This window comes from Marinobacter sp. L-46 (assembly GCF_056859535.1).
In genome coordinates, this window is record NZ_JBSXOP010000053.1 from 13,944 (window position 1) to 31,489 (window position 17,546).

Annotated in this window: 14 protein-coding genes and 1 tRNA gene; 1 reads left to right on the forward strand and 14 read right to left on the reverse strand. The window is 58.8% G+C overall.

Going from position 1 to position 17,546, the window contains the following annotated elements; all coding sequences use genetic code 11:
• Positions 1 to 57: 57 nt before the first annotated feature.
• The 11 genes from truB to ftsH all read right to left on the reverse strand — a co-directional run bounded on the left by truB (position 58) and on the right by ftsH (position 11,854).
• Positions 58 to 981, reverse strand: a complete 924-nt coding sequence (gene truB, locus AC13DJ_RS07620; protein ID WP_482933551.1) for a tRNA pseudouridine(55) synthase TruB — start codon at positions 979 to 981, stop codon at positions 58 to 60.
• Positions 978 to 1,409 carry a 30S ribosome-binding factor RbfA gene (rbfA, locus tag AC13DJ_RS07625; RefSeq protein WP_022988293.1) on the reverse strand — a complete coding sequence of 144 codons (432 nt, stop codon included), beginning with the start codon at positions 1,407 to 1,409 and terminating at the stop codon, positions 978 to 980. Before rbfA ends, truB begins: the two co-directional genes overlap by 4 nt.
• Positions 1,409 to 3,943: a translation initiation factor IF-2 gene (gene infB, locus AC13DJ_RS07630; RefSeq protein ID WP_094623621.1), complete on the reverse strand. Its 2,535-nt coding sequence runs from the start codon at positions 3,941 to 3,943 to the stop codon at positions 1,409 to 1,411. The genes rbfA and infB overlap by 1 nt, the downstream gene beginning before the upstream one ends.
• A 20-nt stretch (positions 3,944 to 3,963) precedes the next feature.
• Positions 3,964 to 5,457 (reverse strand): transcription termination factor NusA, encoded by a 1,494-nt coding sequence (gene nusA / locus AC13DJ_RS07635; RefSeq protein WP_022988295.1) that lies wholly within the window; start codon positions 5,455 to 5,457, stop codon positions 3,964 to 3,966.
• A 54-nt stretch (positions 5,458 to 5,511) separates the two neighbouring features.
• Entirely contained in the window at positions 5,512 to 5,973 is a 462-nt protein-coding gene (gene rimP, locus AC13DJ_RS07640) for a ribosome maturation factor RimP (protein WP_022988296.1), read from the reverse strand.
• Positions 5,974 to 6,285: 312 nt separating this feature from the next.
• Positions 6,286 to 6,370: transfer RNA gene (locus tag AC13DJ_RS07645), tRNA-Leu, on the reverse strand.
• Between the two features lie 8 nt (positions 6,371 to 6,378).
• On the reverse strand, positions 6,379 to 6,762 hold the full coding sequence (gene secG / locus AC13DJ_RS07650) for a preprotein translocase subunit SecG (RefSeq protein ID WP_022988297.1): 384 nt from the start codon (positions 6,760 to 6,762) through the stop codon (positions 6,379 to 6,381).
• A 24-nt stretch (positions 6,763 to 6,786) separates the two neighbouring features.
• Positions 6,787 to 7,545: a triose-phosphate isomerase gene (gene tpiA, locus AC13DJ_RS07655; RefSeq protein ID WP_482933552.1), complete on the reverse strand. Its 759-nt coding sequence runs from the start codon at positions 7,543 to 7,545 to the stop codon at positions 6,787 to 6,789.
• Positions 7,546 to 7,640: 95 nt separating this feature from the next.
• Complete coding sequence (gene glmM / locus AC13DJ_RS07660) at positions 7,641 to 8,984, reverse strand: phosphoglucosamine mutase (protein ID WP_199457084.1); 1,344 nt, start codon at positions 8,982 to 8,984, stop codon at positions 7,641 to 7,643.
• The gene (gene folP / locus AC13DJ_RS07665; protein WP_094623618.1) at positions 8,984 to 9,814 is read right to left on the reverse strand and encodes a dihydropteroate synthase; all 831 of its coding nucleotides are present in this window, start codon (positions 9,812 to 9,814) and stop codon (positions 8,984 to 8,986) included. The genes glmM and folP overlap by 1 nt, the downstream gene beginning before the upstream one ends.
• Before the next feature lie 96 nt (positions 9,815 to 9,910).
• Positions 9,911 to 11,854 carry an ATP-dependent zinc metalloprotease FtsH gene (gene ftsH, locus AC13DJ_RS07670; RefSeq protein ID WP_213016948.1) on the reverse strand — a complete coding sequence of 648 codons (1,944 nt, stop codon included), beginning with the start codon at positions 11,852 to 11,854 and terminating at the stop codon, positions 9,911 to 9,913.
• A gap of 279 nt (positions 11,855 to 12,133) precedes the next feature.
• Here ftsH and yhbY point away from each other — a divergent pair, with 279 nt between their 5' ends.
• The gene (yhbY, locus tag AC13DJ_RS07675) at positions 12,134 to 12,442 is read left to right on the forward strand and encodes a ribosome assembly RNA-binding protein YhbY (protein WP_482933553.1); all 309 of its coding nucleotides are present in this window, start codon (positions 12,134 to 12,136) and stop codon (positions 12,440 to 12,442) included.
• A gap of 55 nt (positions 12,443 to 12,497) precedes the next feature.
• Here the strand turns inward: yhbY and greA are convergent, their stop codons facing one another.
• The 3 genes from greA to carA form a co-directional block, all read right to left on the reverse strand.
• Entirely contained in the window at positions 12,498 to 12,977 is a 480-nt protein-coding gene (gene greA, locus AC13DJ_RS07680) for a transcription elongation factor GreA (RefSeq protein WP_081697550.1), read from the reverse strand.
• A 4-nt stretch (positions 12,978 to 12,981) separates the two neighbouring features.
• Positions 12,982 to 16,200 (reverse strand): carbamoyl-phosphate synthase large subunit, encoded by a 3,219-nt coding sequence (gene carB, locus AC13DJ_RS07685; RefSeq protein ID WP_288371636.1) that lies wholly within the window; start codon positions 16,198 to 16,200, stop codon positions 12,982 to 12,984.
• 82 nt (positions 16,201 to 16,282) lie between these two features.
• Positions 16,283 to 17,413 (reverse strand): glutamine-hydrolyzing carbamoyl-phosphate synthase small subunit, encoded by a 1,131-nt coding sequence (gene carA, locus AC13DJ_RS07690; RefSeq protein WP_482933554.1) that lies wholly within the window; start codon positions 17,411 to 17,413, stop codon positions 16,283 to 16,285.
• Positions 17,414 to 17,546 lie beyond the last annotated feature (133 nt).

Consider the following 17,546-nt stretch of genomic DNA (forward strand, 5'->3'; position numbering starts at 1 on the left):
TGCTGTTAAATCCGGCCGAACCGCGCATCTCTACAGCCCGGCTAAACAACGGCGGGGCTACCTGCCGTTGTTTTTTACCAGCCGGCGCGGCACCAGATTGGTGTCGTCGCCTTCCGGCATAGCTTCAGCCAGCCCCACAAAGGAACGGTCGCCATAAATGCGCACGAAGCCTTCCAGAGACTGACCGGGTATTCTAACCGGTTGTCCGTTCAAGATCGATACCAGCGCAGGCCCCGCCAACCGGTGCTCGGGGAACATGGTCAGGGCGCTTTCCGGCGGCAGCAACAGGCCATCCAGGCTATCGCCCCGCTCACGCATGGCTTCCAGGTCTTTGACATCACAGGCATTTGCCAGGGTGTAACCGGAGGCCAGGGTTCTGCGCAGGGCAGACACATGGGCACCGCATCCCAGAGCTTCGCCGATATCTTCGACCAGTGAGCGAATATACGTACCCTTGGTGCAGGTAACCGCCAGGTCGAGCTCCTGCTCGCGCACCGCCAGCAACTTCAGCTCGTAGATGGTGACAGGCCGGGCTGGCCGGTCGATCACGATGCCTTCGCGGGCGTATTCGTACAGGGGCTTGCCCTGGTGCTTCAGGGCAGAATACATGGAAGGAACCTGCTGGATATCGCCCCGGAAGTTTTCCAGGACAGCCTCCACCTGCGCTTCGGTCAGCGCCGGCACCGGCTTTTCTTCCACCACCGCACCTTCACTGTCGCCGGTTTCGGTACGAATACCCAGCTTCGCAGTGGTGATATAGGCCTTGTCGCTGTCCAGCATCATCTGGGAGAACTTGGTGGCCTCTCCGAAGCACAGCGGCAATACGCCGGTGGCGAGCGGATCAAGCGCTCCGGTATGGCCGGCCTTGGCCGCACCATACAGGCGCTTGACCTGCTGCAGGATTCCGTTGGAGGTAACGCCCTGAGGCTTGTCGATCACCAGAATGCCGTTTACATCACGGCCTTTGCGTCTACGGCTCAAGCATCACGCTCCGGGTTGTCGGAAACGGGATCGTCGTTGTCGTCCCGGGGTACGGCCGGCTTGTCGCCTACCGCCTCGCGGATCAGCCGATCCATCTTACGGCTCTGGCCCAGCAGGGTATCGAAGTGAAAGCGCAGGTGGGGAACCACCCGCAGTTTCATCGCACGGCCTACCTGGCCCCGCAAAAAGCCGGAGGCATTGTTCAGCACTGCCAGCGATTCCTTCACCTCGGGCGATTCCTCGGTGAGCTCTTCGGTAGACAGCAATGAAACATAGATATCGGCATAGCCCAGGTCACGGCTGACCTTTACGTCGTTCACCGTGACCATACCAACGCGAGGGTCTTTCACCTCGCGCTGGATGAGCTGGGCCAGCTCACGCTGCATCTGGTCGCCAATGCGTTCTACGCGACTGTATTCCCGTGCCATCAGGCCCCCGTGGATTCAAGCTGACGTTCAACACGGACGCGATCGAATACTTCGATCTGGTCGCCCACTTTCACGTCGTAGCCTTTAACACCGATACCACATTCCATACCGTTGCGAACTTCCGGCACGTCGTCCTTGAAGCGACGCAGGGATTCCAGCTCGCCCTCGAAGATCACCACGTTGTCACGCAGTACGCGGATCGGCTTGTTCCGGTATACGGTACCTTCGGTCACCATACAGCCAGCCACCTGGCCGAACTTCGGTGAACGGAACACGTCACGCACATCGGCGATGCCCACGATATCTTCGCGGAACTCCGGCTTGAGCATGCCAGTCAGGGCCGCTTTCACATCATCGATCAGGTTATAGATGATGCTGTAGTAGCGCAGATCCAGGCCTTCCTGCTCAACCAGGCGCTTGGATGCAGTATCCGCACGCACGTTGAAACCGAAGATTACGGCGTTGGTGGCCATGGCCAGGCTGACGTCGGTCTCGGCAATGCCGCCCACGCCGGAGGACACGATCTTCACCTGAACCTCTTCGTTACCCAGGTCCTGCAGGGCCTTGGTAATGGCTTCCAGGGAACCACGCACGTCGGTCTTGAGCACAACGTTGAGGGTTTTGACCTCGTCTTTGCCCATGTTCTCGAACATGTTTTCAAGCTTGGCCGCCTGCTGGCGCTGCAGACGCTGTTCACGCTCGCGGGTCTGACGGAATTCAGCCAGTTCCTTGGCCTTCTTCTCGTCGGCTACGGCGAAGAACTCGTCACCGGCATCTGGTGTGCCGTTCAGGCCCAGAATCTCAACCGGGATGGACGGGCCAGCGTCTTTTACCTGGCGTCCGGCTTCGTCGGTCATGGCGCGAACCTTACCGAAGAAGGAACCCGCTACCACCATATCGCCCTGGCGCAGGGTACCGTTCTGAACAAGAACAGTGGCTACGGAACCACGGCCACGCTCCAGGCTGGATTCAACCACAACACCTTTGGCAGCCGCATCCGGAGAAGCTTCCAGCTCGAGGATCTCGGCCTGCAGCAGCACCGCTTCCAGCAGGTCGTCGATACCCATACCGGTATGCGCTGAAACCGGCACGAACTGAACGTCGCCGCCCCAGTCTTCCGGAATCACGTCCAGCGCAGACAGCTCGTTCTTGATGCGGTCTGGATCGGCTTCTTCCTTGTCCATCTTGTTGATGGCAACCACCAGGGGTACGCCTGCAGAGCGGGCGTGCTGAACGGCTTCCTTGGTTTGCGGCATAACGCCGTCATCGGCCGCCACCACCAGGATAACGATATCGGTACACTGGGCACCGCGAGCCCGCATGGCGGTGAACGCCGCGTGGCCCGGGGTATCCAGGAAGGACACCATGCCGTGATCGGTTTCTACGTGGTAGGCACCGATATGCTGGGTAATACCACCGGACTCGCCGGCAGCAACCTTGGCGCGACGGATGTAATCCAGCAGCGAGGTTTTACCGTGGTCAACGTGACCCATCACGCTGACAACCGGTGCCCGCTTGATTTTCTCTTTGCCTGAGTCGTCGCCGGTGATTTCACTCAGCACTTCTTCTTCAAAGGCATCTTCGCTGACAGCCCTGGGCTTGTGGCCCAGCTCTTCGGTTACCAGAACCGCAGTTTCCTGGTCCAGCGCCTGATTGATAGTGGCCATTACGCCCATGCCCATCAGGGTTTTAATAACATCAGCAGCTTTGACAGCCATACGCTGGGCGAGGTCACCTACGGTGATGGTTTCCGGAATCTGTACTTCTCTTACCATGGGCTTGGTTGGCCTCTCGAAAGCATGACGCTTTTCTTTCGGTTTCTTTTTAGCCCGCAGCTGCTTGCGAGGACGGTTTTCTTCGTCGTCCTCGGAAATAACAAGAGGTTCTTCAACCGGACGGCTGCGAGGGCCGCGATGACCAGCCTGTTTCTTCTTAGGCTTGCCTTCTTCGATTTCGTCGCCGCGCTCGCGTACCTTTTCTTTCTTCTTCTTGGGCTTGCGATCCCGTCCTTCATCTTCCGGCGGAGGCATGGGAATGTCCTCCGGTGCCGGCTCGGGCTCCTGGGCTTTCTTCGGCTCGGCAGCAGCTTGTTCCTGCTCCGGCGCCGGGGCAGCAGCGGATGTCTCCGGCTGTGCCTGTTCTGCAGTTACCTGCGGTGCCTGTTCCGGCGCTTGCTGTTCCGCTACCGGCTGCTCTGCCACTTCTTCCGGCTTCGGTGCTGCCACCTCCGGCTCGGGCTGCAGTTCCGCACGTTTGATATAGGTGCGGCGCTTGCGTACTTCCACGTTCACGGTTTTTGCCTTGCCGGCCTTCAGCGTGGTTGTGGTTTTACGCTTCAGGGTAATCTTGTTCGGCTCTGCCTGAGCTTCACCGTGGGTCTTTCTCAGATAAGCCAGCAACTGCTGCTTCTCATCACTGGTGACAGCGTCGTTCTCACTGCGGGCTTTCAGGCCCGCTTCAACGATCTGCTTCAGCAAACGATCCACGGGAGCGCCTACATCTGCGGCCAGTTGTTTTACCGTTACTTCAGCCATACTGGTCCTCCTCTCCCGAATCAGGCCTGGTCTTCAAACCAGGGTGCGCGTGCGATCATAATCAGCTGACCGGCGCGCTCTTCATCCATACCTTCAATATCAAGCAGATCATCCACAGACTGCTCGGCCAGATCTTCCATGGTACGAACACCCATCCCGGCGAGTTTGAACGCCAGGCCACGGTCCATACCTTCCATATTCAGAAGATCTTCAGCGGGTTCTGCACCCTCCAGGGCTTCTTCACTTGCCAGCGCCTGATTCAGCAGCACGTCTTTGGCACGGCGGCGCAATTCAGAAACGGTGTCTTCGTCAAAGCCCTCGATCGCCAGCATTTCTTCCATCGGTACATAGGCCACTTCTTCGATAGACGTGAAGCCTTCTTCGATCAGAACACCGGCAAACTCTTCATCAACGTCCAGGTGAGCGGTGAAGTGCTCAACCAGGCGGTTGTATTCCTGTTCCTGACGCTCGCCGGCTTCTTCTTCGGTCATCACGTTCAGGGTCCAGCCGGTCAGCTCAGTGGCCAGGCGAACGTTCTGGCCATTACGACCGATGGCCTGCGCCAGATTATCTTCAGCGACGGCGACATCCATGGTGTGACGGTCTTCATCCATCACAATGGAGGCCACTTCTGCCGGTGCCATGGCGTTGATCACCAGCTGCGCGGGGTTGTCGTCGTACAGCACGATGTCTACACGCTCGCCGCCCAGCTCGTTGGAGACCGCCTGCACGCGGGAGCCCCGCATACCAACACAGGCACCCACAGGGTCGATCCGGCGATCGTTGGTCTTCACCGCGATCTTGGCGCGGGAACCGGGATCACGGGCGGCGCCACGGATCTCGATCAGGTCTTCGGCGATTTCCGGAACCTCGATGCGGAACAGTTCGATCAGCATCTGGGCATCGGTACGGCTGAGAATCAGCTGCGGGCCGCGATGATCAGTGCGGATTTCCAGCAGCAGGGCCCGTACCCGGTCACCCATGCGGAAGGTTTCCCGCGGGATCAGGTGCTCACGAGGCAGCAGCGCTTCGGCGTTACCACCGAGATCTACAATAACGTTGTCCCGTGTCACCTTCTTGACGGTGCCGGATACCAGCTCACCGATGCGATCACGGTAGCTGTCGACAATCTTCATGCGCTCGGCTTCGCGCACCTTCTGGAAGATGATCTGCTTGGCGGCCTGGGCACCGATACGCCCGAATGCCACAGATTCCACCTTCTCTTCGTGCATGTCGCCCGGCCGGAGATTGGTGTCAATCTCTTCGGCTTCCTGCATGGTCAGCTCGGTGCCCAGTGCCGGAACCGCGTCGTTGTCTACCACCAGCCAGCGGCGGAAGGTCTCGTATTCGCCGGTACGGCGATCGATAGCAACCCGGATGTCGGCTTCTTCGTCTTCGTAACGTTTTTTGGCAGCGGTAGCGAGTGCGAGTTCGATCGCCTCGAAAATCACATCCTTCTCGACGCCTTTCTCGTTCGAGACGGATTCCACTACCAGCAAGATCTCTTTACTCATTGGATTGCCCTGCCCTCAAAATAATCGATACATCTACAGATTTGTTCGAATGTGTCATTCAAAAACCGGAATGATGTTGGCCTTTTCAATGCTGTCGTACGGCAACAGGTACTCGTGGTCATCAACCACGACCACAACCTCGTCACCCTCGACGCCCTTGATCAGCCCCTGGAATTTGCGACGACCCTCGAAGGCCATGCGCAGCTTGATCTGCACTTTATGGCCGACAAACGCCTCGTACTGTTCCAGGCGGAACAACGGCCGGTCCATGCCCGGGGATGAAACCTCCAGGGTGTATTCGCTCTGGATGGGGTCTTCCACATCCATCACACCGCTGACCTGCCGACTGACTTTTTCACAGTCTTCAATGCTGATGCCGTTTTCGGCATCATCAATAAACACCCGGAGCATGGACTGATGCCCGCGGGAACGAAATTCAATGCCCCAGAATTCAAATCCGAGCCCTTCCACTACCGGGCGCAGGATGTCTTCCAGTTGTTTAAGCTTGGCTGACAAGTGTCGCCGCCTCCGTATTCAGATTTTCAGGGTACAAAAACAAAAAAAGGGCTGTTAATCAGCCCTTTTATGCACCAGGGCCCTTGCGCCAGGCCCCTTAATCAAAAAGCCCCTGAAAATGGGGCCTTTTGTTGCAAGAATTCGCAGAAAGCTAACCCAACCATGCTCTCTGCCGACAGACACCTGGCCTGCCTGGAAGCCAGAAAAAACACTGACTCCAATAACCGCCGGAGTATAGAGGACACCGCGCGGAGTGGTCAAGGACTGACCAAAAAAAACGGCCTGGGTTTGCCAAGCCGTCTTCTTCAAATATGGTGCCCGGGGCCGGACTCGAACCGGCACAGCTTTCGCTACCACCCCCTCAAGATGGCGTGTCTACCAGTTTCACCACCCGGGCAACACTCTTTACTCGAGGTCAGGGAGATCAGACTCCCCGGCCCCGGCTTCGCTACCTGCGCCTTCGTCAATAGCCGGCGCGCTGCTATCACTTGCAGGGGCCTGGGTAGATTCCTGAACTGTCGGAATACCCGCCTCACCTGCTACTTCAGCGCGCTGCTTGGCAAAGATCGCCAGCGAAAAACTTGTCACAAAGAAGACAACCGCCATCAGGGTGGTCATCCTGGTCAGGAAGCTGCCGCTGCCCTGACTACCGAAAACCGTCTGCGAGGCACCGCCACCAAATGCCGCACCGGCATCCGCGCCCTTGCCCTGCTGGATCAGAACCAGGCCCACCAGCGCCACGGCGATCACGACGTGAACTACAACTACCAGTGTTTCCAACCAATCCATACAGACTCTCGTAAACGTTTCGGATTACGCACCCGCCGGGAATGCCTGACAGATACTGATAAACTCATCGGCCTTCAGCGATGCTCCGCCAATAAGACCACCATCGATATCCGGCTCTGAAAACAGAGCGGCCGCATTATCCGCTTTTACGCTGCCGCCGTAAAGTACCGAAATGGATTCGGCAGGTGCTTTCATGCTCGAAAGCACATTGCGGATTTCCGCATGCATAGCCTGGGCGTCCTCTGCGGTTGCGGTTCTGCCCGTGCCAATAGCCCAGACAGGCTCGTAGGCAACAACCACCTGCGACCAGCTTTCACCCTCAACACGGGCCAGCCCGCGTATCACCTGGGTGGCCACAACACGCTCGGCATCACCAGCCTCACGCTGCTCAAGGGTCTCTCCAACGCACAACACCGCCGTCAGACCGCTTTGCAGAACCTGTTCGACCTTGGCTGCAACCGTTTCATCGGTCTCGCCAAACAGCTGGCGACGCTCGGAGTGCCCAACCAGCACGTAACCGCACCCCATATCACGGGCCATATCGGCGGAAACTTCACCGGTGTAGGCGCCGGACTGCCACTGGCTGACGTTCTGGACACCTGTCGCCAGGTCATCTCCTGCCTCAGCCTGAACAGCACTTACATACAGCGCAGGAGGAATAATCACCACCTCTGCACCGTTATCGAGACGGCCAGCCTGCTCGCGAACCGGGCCAACCAGTTGCTGCACCAGGTCTTTCGACCCGTTCATTTTCCAGTTACCGGCTACAATCCTGCGACGCATACTTATTCTCAGCTATCCCGAAAACCCCGAACAAAAGGGAGCGCGAACTATACAGCAGTCATTTCCTGCACACAACCCGCTCCCCGCACCGCCAATCAGGGGTTTGAACGCTCCACCACCCGGGCCAGCTCTTCGGCCACACGGGTAATTTCTGCGGCATCCCGGCCCTCTGCCATCACCCGGATCAGCGGCTCTGTTCCGGATGCCCGCAACAAGATACGACCGGCATCGCCCAGGCCGGCTTCCGCCTGGCGCACAGCCTCGACAATATCCGCGCGGGAAAACGGATCAAAACGCTGCGCCACCCGCACATTCACCATTTTCTGGGGCAGCTTGCTCATTCCCTGACGCAGCTCGCTCAGGGTTTTACCGGAATGGCGCACGGCCAGTAACACCTGCAGGGCCGACACAATACCATCGCCGGTGCTGGTGCAGTCACGAATAACCATATGGCCGGAGCCTTCGCCCCCGACCACCCAGTTGTTAGCCAGCAACCGCTCCATCACATAGCGGTCGCCCACTTTCGCCCGCTCGAACTGGATGCCGAGTTCACGCAGGGCCAGCTCAACACCCAGGTTGGTCATCAGGGTACCCACCACGCCGCCTTTGAGGCGCCCTTCGGCCTGGCGCTGGTACGCGAGAATGTACAGCAGCTCATCGCCGTCCACCTCGGAGCCGTCACGGTCAACCATCAGCACCCGGTCACCATCACCATCGAAGGCAATGCCCAGGTCGGCTTTTTTCTCGGCAACCGTCTGCTTCAGAGCATCCAGGTGGGTAGAGCCAACATTCAGGTTGATATTCAGGCCATCGGGATCGGCACCGATCACGGTAATTTTTGCACCCAGCTCCCGGAACACCTTGGGTGCCACGTGGTAGGTGGCACCGTGGGCACAATCCAGGACGATATGCAGGCCATCGAGGGTAAATTCGTTGGGTACGGTGCTCTTGCAGAATTCCACGTAGCGGCCGGGCGCGTCATCAATACGGGTCGCCTTGCCCAGCTCGTTGGGCTCACAGACCTTGATGGGCTGGTCCAGCCAGCGCTCGATTTCAGCTTCCAGGGCATCGTCCAGCTTGGTGCCAGCGGCAGAGAAAAACTTGATGCCGTTGTCATGGTGCGGGTTATGGGACGCACTGATAACGATACCGGCAGAGGCACGGAAGGTACGGGTGAGGTAGGCAATGGCCGGTGTCGGCATCGGGCCCAGCAGCTTCACATCCACTCCGGCGGCAGACAGGCCGGCTTCCAGGGCGGATTCGAACATATAACCGGACAACCGGGTGTCCTTGCCGATCAGCACGCTGTTGCGCTGACCATCTTTCTTGAACGCCTGGCCGGCAGCCCAACCCAGGTGGAGCATGAACTCCGGGGTAATCGGGCCTTCGCCAACATGGCCGCGAATGCCATCGGTACCAAAATATTTACGCTCGGACATCAGATTGCCTCCTTAACCGCCGCTACTACCTTAACGGCGTCTACCGTTTCCCTTACATCGTGCACCCTGAGGATACTCGCACCTTTCATGGCCGATATTGTCGCGGCCGCAAGGCTTGCGGGCAACCTTTCATTCACATCCCGGCCGGTGATTGCTCCCAGCATGGATTTCCGGGACAGACCGATCAGCAGTGGATGGCCCAGCATGTGCAGCTGCTCCAGGGTCGCCAGCAACTGCACGTTGTGCTCGACGGTTTTGCCAAAGCCAAAGCCGGGGTCCAGGATGATCTTGTCCGGGTTCACCCCGGCGGCCTCGGCCACGCGCATGCGCTCGGTCAGAAACGAGCTGACTTCCCGGCGGACATTCCGGTAACGGGGATCGTTCTGCATGGTGTCCGGCTCACCCTGGATGTGCATGATACACACCGGAATATCCGCCTTCGCCGCCACTTCCGGTGCTCCGTCACGCTGGAGGGCACGGACATCATTGATCAGCCCCGCGCCGAGCTTTGCGGTTTCTGCCATTACCGCCGGGTTGCTGGTGTCTACGGAAATAACAGCATCCAGTTCCCGGGCAATGGCCTCGACCACCGGGCACACCCGGTCCAGCTCTTCCTGGGTGGAAACCTCTGCCGCTCCCGGCCGGGTGGATTCACCGCCTACATCAATAAATGCTGCACCGTCCGCCACCATCTGGCGGGCGCGGATCATGGCGGATTCCAGCGAATTGAAGCGACCACCGTCCGAAAACGAATCCGGGGTTACATTCAGGATGCCCATTACATGGCACAGGGAGAGGTCCAGTTCACGGCCGGCAAAGTTCATTTTCATAGCGAGGATTCCAGGGGCAATACTTTCGGGGAAACAAAAACAAACGCCGCCCGGGAGCCGGGCGGCGCGTTATATCACTCAGACTTCGGCTGCGAGTCAGTGCTCGCCGGCCGGGCGCCCTACTCCGGGCTGACGCCCGTCGTCAGAGCCTTTCGGCTCCGGAGCCTGCTCCGGCTCTTCAGCCTTTACGCCACCGGCAGGACCACTATCGCCCCAGTTCTTCGGCGGGCGCGGCTCTTTGCCGGCCATGATGTCGTCAATCTGGAAGCGATCGATGGTTTCGTACTTCATCAGCGCTTCCGCCATCATGTCGAGCTTGTCCCGGTTATCAATCAGGATCTGCTTGGCGGTCTCGTAGCAGGTATCAATGATGTTACGAACTTCCTCATCGATACGCTGTGCCGTTTCCGGCGAATACACGGTATGAGACTGCCCGGCAGAACGACCCAGGAACGGCTCTTCGCTGTCGGTATCGTACTGCAGCGGGCCCAGCTTCTCGGACAAACCCCAGCGGGTGACCATATTGCGGGCCAGGCTGGTGGCTCGCTCGATATCGTTGGACGCACCGGTGGTCACACCCTCAAAGCCCAGAGTCAGCTCCTCGGCAATACGGCCACCAAACAGGCTGCAGATCGAGCTGGTCAGGTAGCGCTTGGAGTGGCTGTACTTGTCTTCTTCCGGCAGGAACATGGTGACACCCAGCGCCCGGCCACGGGGAATGATACTGACCTTGTACACCGGGTCGTGCTCAGGCACCAACCGACCCACAATCGCATGGCCGGATTCGTGGTACGCGGTGTTCCGCTTTTCTTTCTCGCTCATCACCATGGACTTGCGCTCGGCGCCCATCATGATCTTGTCTTTTGCCAGTTCCAGCTCTTCCATAGACACCAGGCGCTGGTTGCGGCGTGCCGCAAACAGGGCTGCCTCATTCACCAGGTTGGCCAGGTCCGCACCGGAGAAGCCAGGCGTACCACGGGCGATCACCGCCGGATCAATGCCATCGGCAAGGGGAACCTTCTTCATGTGCACCTTCAGGATCTGCTCGCGACCAATGATGTCGGGCAGACTCACCACCACCTGGCGGTCAAAACGCCCCGGACGAAGCAGGGCCGGGTCCAGCACGTCAGGGCGGTTGGTGGCGGCAATCACGATAACGCCTTCATTGCCTTCAAAGCCGTCCATCTCAACCAGCAACTGGTTCAGGGTCTGCTCGCGCTCGTCGTGTCCGCCACCCATACCAGCGCCACGATGGCGACCCACGGCATCGATCTCGTCAATAAAAATGATGCAGGGGCTCTGTTTCTTGGCTTGCTCGAACATGTCGCGAACACGAGAAGCACCCACACCCACGAACATTTCCACGAAGTCTGAACCAGAGATAGAGAAGAACGGCACCTTGGCTTCACCGGCAATGGCCTTGGCTAGCAGGGTTTTACCGGTACCGGGAGGACCTACCATCAGCACGCCTTTGGGAATGCGGCCACCCAGACGCTGGAATTTGCTCGGATCGCGCAGGAAATCCACCAGCTCTTTGACGTCTTCCTTCGCTTCGTCGACACCAGCCACGTCAGCAAAGGTGGTCTTGATCTGATCTTCGCTCAGCAGGCGCGCCTTGCTCTTGCCGAACGACATGGGGCCTTTGCCGCCACCGCCGCCCTGCATCTGGCGCATGAAGAAGACAAACAGGGCAATGATGATCAGTATCGGGAATGCGGCCACCAGCAGCTGAGTCCACAGGCTCTGCCGCTCCGGTTCCTTACCGATCACCTCAACCTCATTGGCCAGGAGATCGTCCATCAGCTTGTTATCGGATACCTGCGGGCGGATGGTCTGGAACTGGGAGCCGTCACCGCGGACACCCTGCACCTGCAGCCCATCAATCGTCACCTGCCGTACCTGGCCCTGCTGGACCATTTCGACAAACTGGGAATAGTTAACTTGTTGCCCGCTGGTGGTGGGAGTGAAATTCTGAAACACCATCAGCAGCACGGCGGCTATCACTAGCCAGAGAACCAGATTTTTTGCCATATCGTTCAAGGATCATCACCTGTGAATTGCAGGGCTGCCGCGTCGAAGCCGCGAACCCTTTTCCGACACCTTACACTAATTGTACGCTCGTAAACCAGAAACGGCCTAAGCGAAAACGGCCGCACTACCCCTTATATTGGGCACTCCGGGGCCGATTGCAACGCCGGTTGTAAGTGAATACGACCATTTGTGGCGGTGCGCTATCTGTTACAATCACGAAATTATACGACGTTGTCAGCCAGTTCGCCGCTGACCTTTTGTTAATTGCACCGATAAAGAGATTACATCATGAGTCTGTCACCGGAACAGCGCCGGGAATACCGGGCCATTGCCCACAACCTGAAGCCCGTCATCATTGTTGGCGACAAAGGCCTGTCCGAGGGGCTCCAGGAAGAACTAGAGCGAGCCCTGAACGACCATGAGCTGATCAAGATCAAGGTAGCCAGTACAGACCGCGAAGCCCGCCAGGAAGCTATCCAGGCGTTGTGCGAAAGCTCCGGCGCCGAGCTGGTGCAAACCATCGGCAAAATCGCCATCATCCTGCGCCGGGCCAGGAAGCCGAATCCGAAGCTGTCTAACCTGCTAAGGAATAAGTGATAAAAAAAGCCGGCTCGGATAACCCCAGCCGGCTTTTTTGTGTACGCGGATTTCGTCAGATGTATTCTACTTCGGAAATCTCGTACTCCACGGTGCCCGAAGGGATGCGGATGGCCACCACATCGCCTTCGTTTTTGCCCACCAGCGCCCGGGCGATGGGAGACGATACCGACAGTTTGCCGGCTTTGATGTCTGCCTCGTCTTCGCCCACGATCTGGTAAGTCACCTCTTCATCGGTGTCCATATTCACCAGGTGCACGGTGGTGCCGAAGATCACCTTTCCGGTGTTCTCCATGGTGGTTACGTCGATCACCTGGGCCACTGACAGCTTGCCTTCGATTTCCTGGATACGGCCTTCGATGAAGCTCTGCTGTTCACGGGCGGCGTGGTATTCGGCGTTTTCCTTGAGATCTCCGTGTTCACGGGCATCGGCGATAGCCTGGATGACCCGCGGACGATCTTCGGACTTCAGCTTTTTCAGCTCCTCGCGCAGACGGGCTTCGCCAGTCTGCGTCATGGGTACTCTTTCAGCCATAATCTTACTTCCCTGCGTGCAGGTCCTGGAGGCGACGAACGGTGCGCTCCGGGCCAAATTTGATTGCGCGGCAGAAAGCTTCGCCACCCGCCAGCGTCGTTGTGTAAGTTACCTTGGTCTGCAAGGCGGACTGGCGAATCTGCGCCGAGTCGGAAACGGCCTTACGACCTTCGGTGGTGTTAATGATCAGCTGAACCTTGCCGTTCTTGATGGAATCAACAATGTGCGGCCGGCCTTCACCAACCTTGTTGACCCGCTCAACCTCGACACCCTCGGCTTCCAGGGCCTTGGCTGTACCGGTAGTGGCGACAATCCGGAAGCCGGCATCAACCAGGTCGCGGGCAACCTTGGCCGCCCCCGGCTTGTCGACGTCACGAACCGACATAAAGGCCACACCCTTGGCCGGCAGGCGCTCACCCGCCGCCAGGGACGCCTTGGCGAAGGCTTCGTCGAAGCTGTCACCCAGCCCCATCACCTCACCGGTAGACTTCATTTCCGGGCCGAGGATCGGGTCAACCGCCGGGAACTTGTTGAACGGGAACACGGACTCTTTCACCGCATAGTACGTCGGCACGATTTCCTGGGTGAAGTTCAGTTCTTTCAGGGTCTTGCCGGACATTACGCGGGCCGCTACCGCCGCCAGGGACACACCGATGGCCTTGGATACGAACGGCACGGTACGGGAAGCCCGCGGGTTCACTTCGATCACGTAGATCTCGCCGTCCTGCCAGGCCAGCTGCACGTTCATCAGGCCGATAACGTCCAGCTCGATAGCCATTTTCTTGACCGCTTCGCGCATTTCATCCTGCACTTCTTTCGGCAGACTGTAGGGCGGCAGTGAACAGGCAGAGTCACCGGAGTGAACACCAGCCTGCTCGATGTGCTGCATGATGCCGCCGATAACCACGTCGGTGCCGTCACTGATGGCATCGATATCCACCTCGATGGCGGCATTCAGGAAGTGGTCCAGCAATACCGGGCTGTCGTTAGATACCAGAACGGCACTGCGCATATAACGCACCAGCTCGGTTTCGTCATAGACAATTTCCATGGCACGGCCGCCCAGCACGTAGGACGGGCGAACCACCAGCGGATAGCCGATTTCACGGGCTGCCAGGATACCTTCTTCATGGCTGCGCACAGTGGCGTTCTGGGGCTGTTTCAGGCCCAGGCGCTGGATCATCTGCTGGAAACGCTCACGGTCTTCGGCACGGTCAATGGCATCCGGGCTGGTGCCGATAATGGGCACACCGGCAGCTTCCAGGCCACGGGACAGTTTCAGCGGGGTCTGACCGCCGTACTGCACAATGACACCCTTCGGTTTTTCGACGTTGATGATTTCCAGCACGTCTTCCAGGGTGATCGGCTCGAAGTACAACCGGTCGGAGGTATCGTAGTCGGTCGACACGGTCTCCGGGTTACAGTTGATCATGATGGTTTCGTAACCGTCTTCACGCATGGCCAGGGCCGCGTGCACACAGCAGTAGTCGAATTCGATGCCCTGGCCGATACGGTTGGGGCCGCCACCGATCACCACAATCTTCTCGCGGTCAGACGGCTCCGCCTCGCACTCTTCCTCGTAAGTGGAGTACATGTAGGCGGTGTCGGATGCAAACTCAGCGGCACAGGTATCTACCCGCTTGTACACCGGGCGAATGCCCAGGTCGTGGCGCAGCTTGCGCAGGCTGACTTCGGAAATGCCCAGCAGCTTGGCCAGGCGGGCGTCGGAGAAGCCCTTGCGCTTCAGGCGGAACAGGGTGGCCTTGTCGATATCGGCCTTGCCGGCGGATTTCAGGGCCTGCTCTTCTTTGACCAGGTCTTCAATCTGCACCAGGTACCAGGGGTCAACCTTGGTATGACGGAACACTTCGTCGACGGTCATGCCGGCGCGGAAGGCATCACCGATGTACCAGGCACGCTCGGCGCCGGGTACGTTCAGCTCCCGGATCAGGATTTCACGGGCGCTTTCGGACTCCAGCTCGTCCAGCTTCTCGTCAAAACCCTCAGAGCCCACTTCCAGACCACGCAGGGCTTTCTGCATGGATTCCTGGAAGGTACGACCAATCGCCATCACCTCACCCACAGACTTCATCTGGGTAGTCAGGCGGGCGTCGGCCTGGGGGAACTTCTCGAAGGTGAAGCGCGGAATCTTGGTAACCACGTAGTCGATGCTGGGCTCGAACGAGGCCGGGGTTACGCCGCCGGTAATTTCGTTCTGCAGCTCATCAAGGGTGTAACCGATGGCCAGCTTGGCCGCGACCTTGGCAATCGGGAAACCGGTGGCCTTGGAAGCCAGCGCGGAGGAACGGGATACCCGCGGGTTCATCTCGATCACGACCATACGGCCGGTGTCCGGATTGATACCGAACTGCACGTTGGAACCGCCGGTTTCCACACCAATTTCACGCAGCACCGCCAGTGAGGCGTTCCGCATGATCTGGTATTCCTTGTCAGTGAGGGTCTGGGCCGGGGCCACAGTGATGGAGTCACCGGTGTGCACGCCCATGGCATCGAAGTTCTCGATGGCGCAAACGATGATGCAGTTGTCGTTTTTGTCACGAACAACTTCCATCTCGTACTCTTTCCAGCCAATCAGGGATTCGTCGATCAGCAGTTCGTTGGTCGGAGACAGGTCCAGGCCACGGGTACAGATTTCCTCGAACTCGTCCTTGTTGTAGGCGATACCACCACCGGAGCCGCCCATGGTGAAGGACGGACGGATGATGCAGGGGAAACCGATATCCTCTGACGCTTCCCAGGCTTCCGCCATGGAGTGAACGATGGTCGCGCGCGGGCATTCCAGGCCGATCTTTCTCATGGCCTTATCGAAACGGTCCCGGTCCTCGGCCTTGTCGATGGTATCGGCGTTAGCGCCGATCATTTCAACGCCGTGCTTCTCCAGTACGCCATGCTTTTCCAGGTCCAGCGCACAGTTCAGTGCGGTCTGGCCGCCCATGGTGGGCAGCAGGGCGTCGGGCTTTTCCTTTTCGATGATTTTTTCGACCGTCTTCCAGGTGATCGGCTCGATGTAGGTGGCATCGGCCATGGCCGGGTCGGTCATGATGGTGGCCGGGTTGGAGTTCACCAGGATAACCCGGTAGCCCTCTTCGCGCAGCGCCTTACAGGCCTGGGCTCCGGAGTAGTCGAATTCGCACGCCTGCCCGATCACGATGGGACCAGCGCCCAGGATCAGGATGCTTTGGATGTCTGTACGTTTTGGCATGTCTCGGTAAACCTGTCAGCAACTTTTGAATTCTTGCAGCGCGGTGTTCAGCGCCGGTGAGCTATCGTCGATGGCCTTGCCCTCAGGCAGATCGCGCTTCCATCAGCTGGATAAACTCGTCGAACAACGGTGCCACATCGTGGGGGCCTGGGCTGGCTTCCGGGTGACCCTGGAAGCTGTAGGCCGCCTTGTCCGTGCGGCGAATGCCCTGCAGGGTGCCGTCAAACAGCGACTTGTGGGTGGCTTCCACATTGGCCGGCAGGGTTGCTTCGTCTACCGCAAAGCCGTGGTTCTGGCTGGTGATCATCACCGTGCCCTTGGCGATGTCCTGCACCGGGTGGTTGGCACCATGGTGACCGTGGCCCATTTTCATGGTCTTGGCACCGCTGGCCAGGGCCAGGAGCTGGTGACCAAGGCAGATGCCGAATACCGGAATCTCGGTTTCCAGCACTTCCTGGATGGCCTTGATTGCGTAGTCGCACGGCTCGGGGTCGCCAGGGCCGTTGGACAGGAAGATACCGTCTGGGTTCATGGCCAGTACTTCGGCAGCCGGAGTTTGCGCCGGTACCACGGTGATGTCGCAACCGCGGGCGGCAAGCATGCGCAGGATGTTGAACTTTACGCCGTAATCCCAGGCAACAACCTTGAACTTCGGAGCAGACTGCTCACCGTAGCCATCGGTGATGTCCCACTCGGTCTGGTTCCACTGATAGGTTTTCTCGCTGGTCACTTCCTTGGCCAGGTCCATACCTTTCAGGCCCGGGAAGGCCTTGGCCAGTTCCAGTGCACGCTCGGCGGTGGCGTTCTCGCCGGCAACGATGGCGCCGTTCTGGGAACCTTTGTCGCGCAGGATACGGGTCAGGCGGCGGGTGTCGATGTCCGCAATGCCAACAATGTTGTTGCTTCGCAGGTAGTCATCCAGGCTCTGCTGGTTACGCCAGCTGCTGGCGATCAGCGGCAGGTCACGAATGATCAGGCCGGCGGCGTGGATGCGGTCGGATTCTACGTCTTCGTCGTTCACACCGGTGTTGCCGATGTGCGGATACGTCAGGGTGACGATCTGGCGGGAGTAGGACGGGTCGGTCAGGATTTCCTGATAGCCGGTCATGGCAGTGTTGAACACTACCTCACCGCTGGTTTCTCCGTCTGCGCCGATGGCGGTGCCGTAGAAGAGGCTTCCGTCTGCGAGTGCAAGGATTGCTGGTGTGCTCAAGGCTTGTATCCTCATCGAGTGGCGTAAGTTCGTCACGAACAGGAACGCAAGCGCAAATTCAGGTTGCAAAAAAGCGAGACAGAGTAAAAACCCGGTCCCGCTTTCTTATAAACTTTTCAAAGGTACGCTTGGT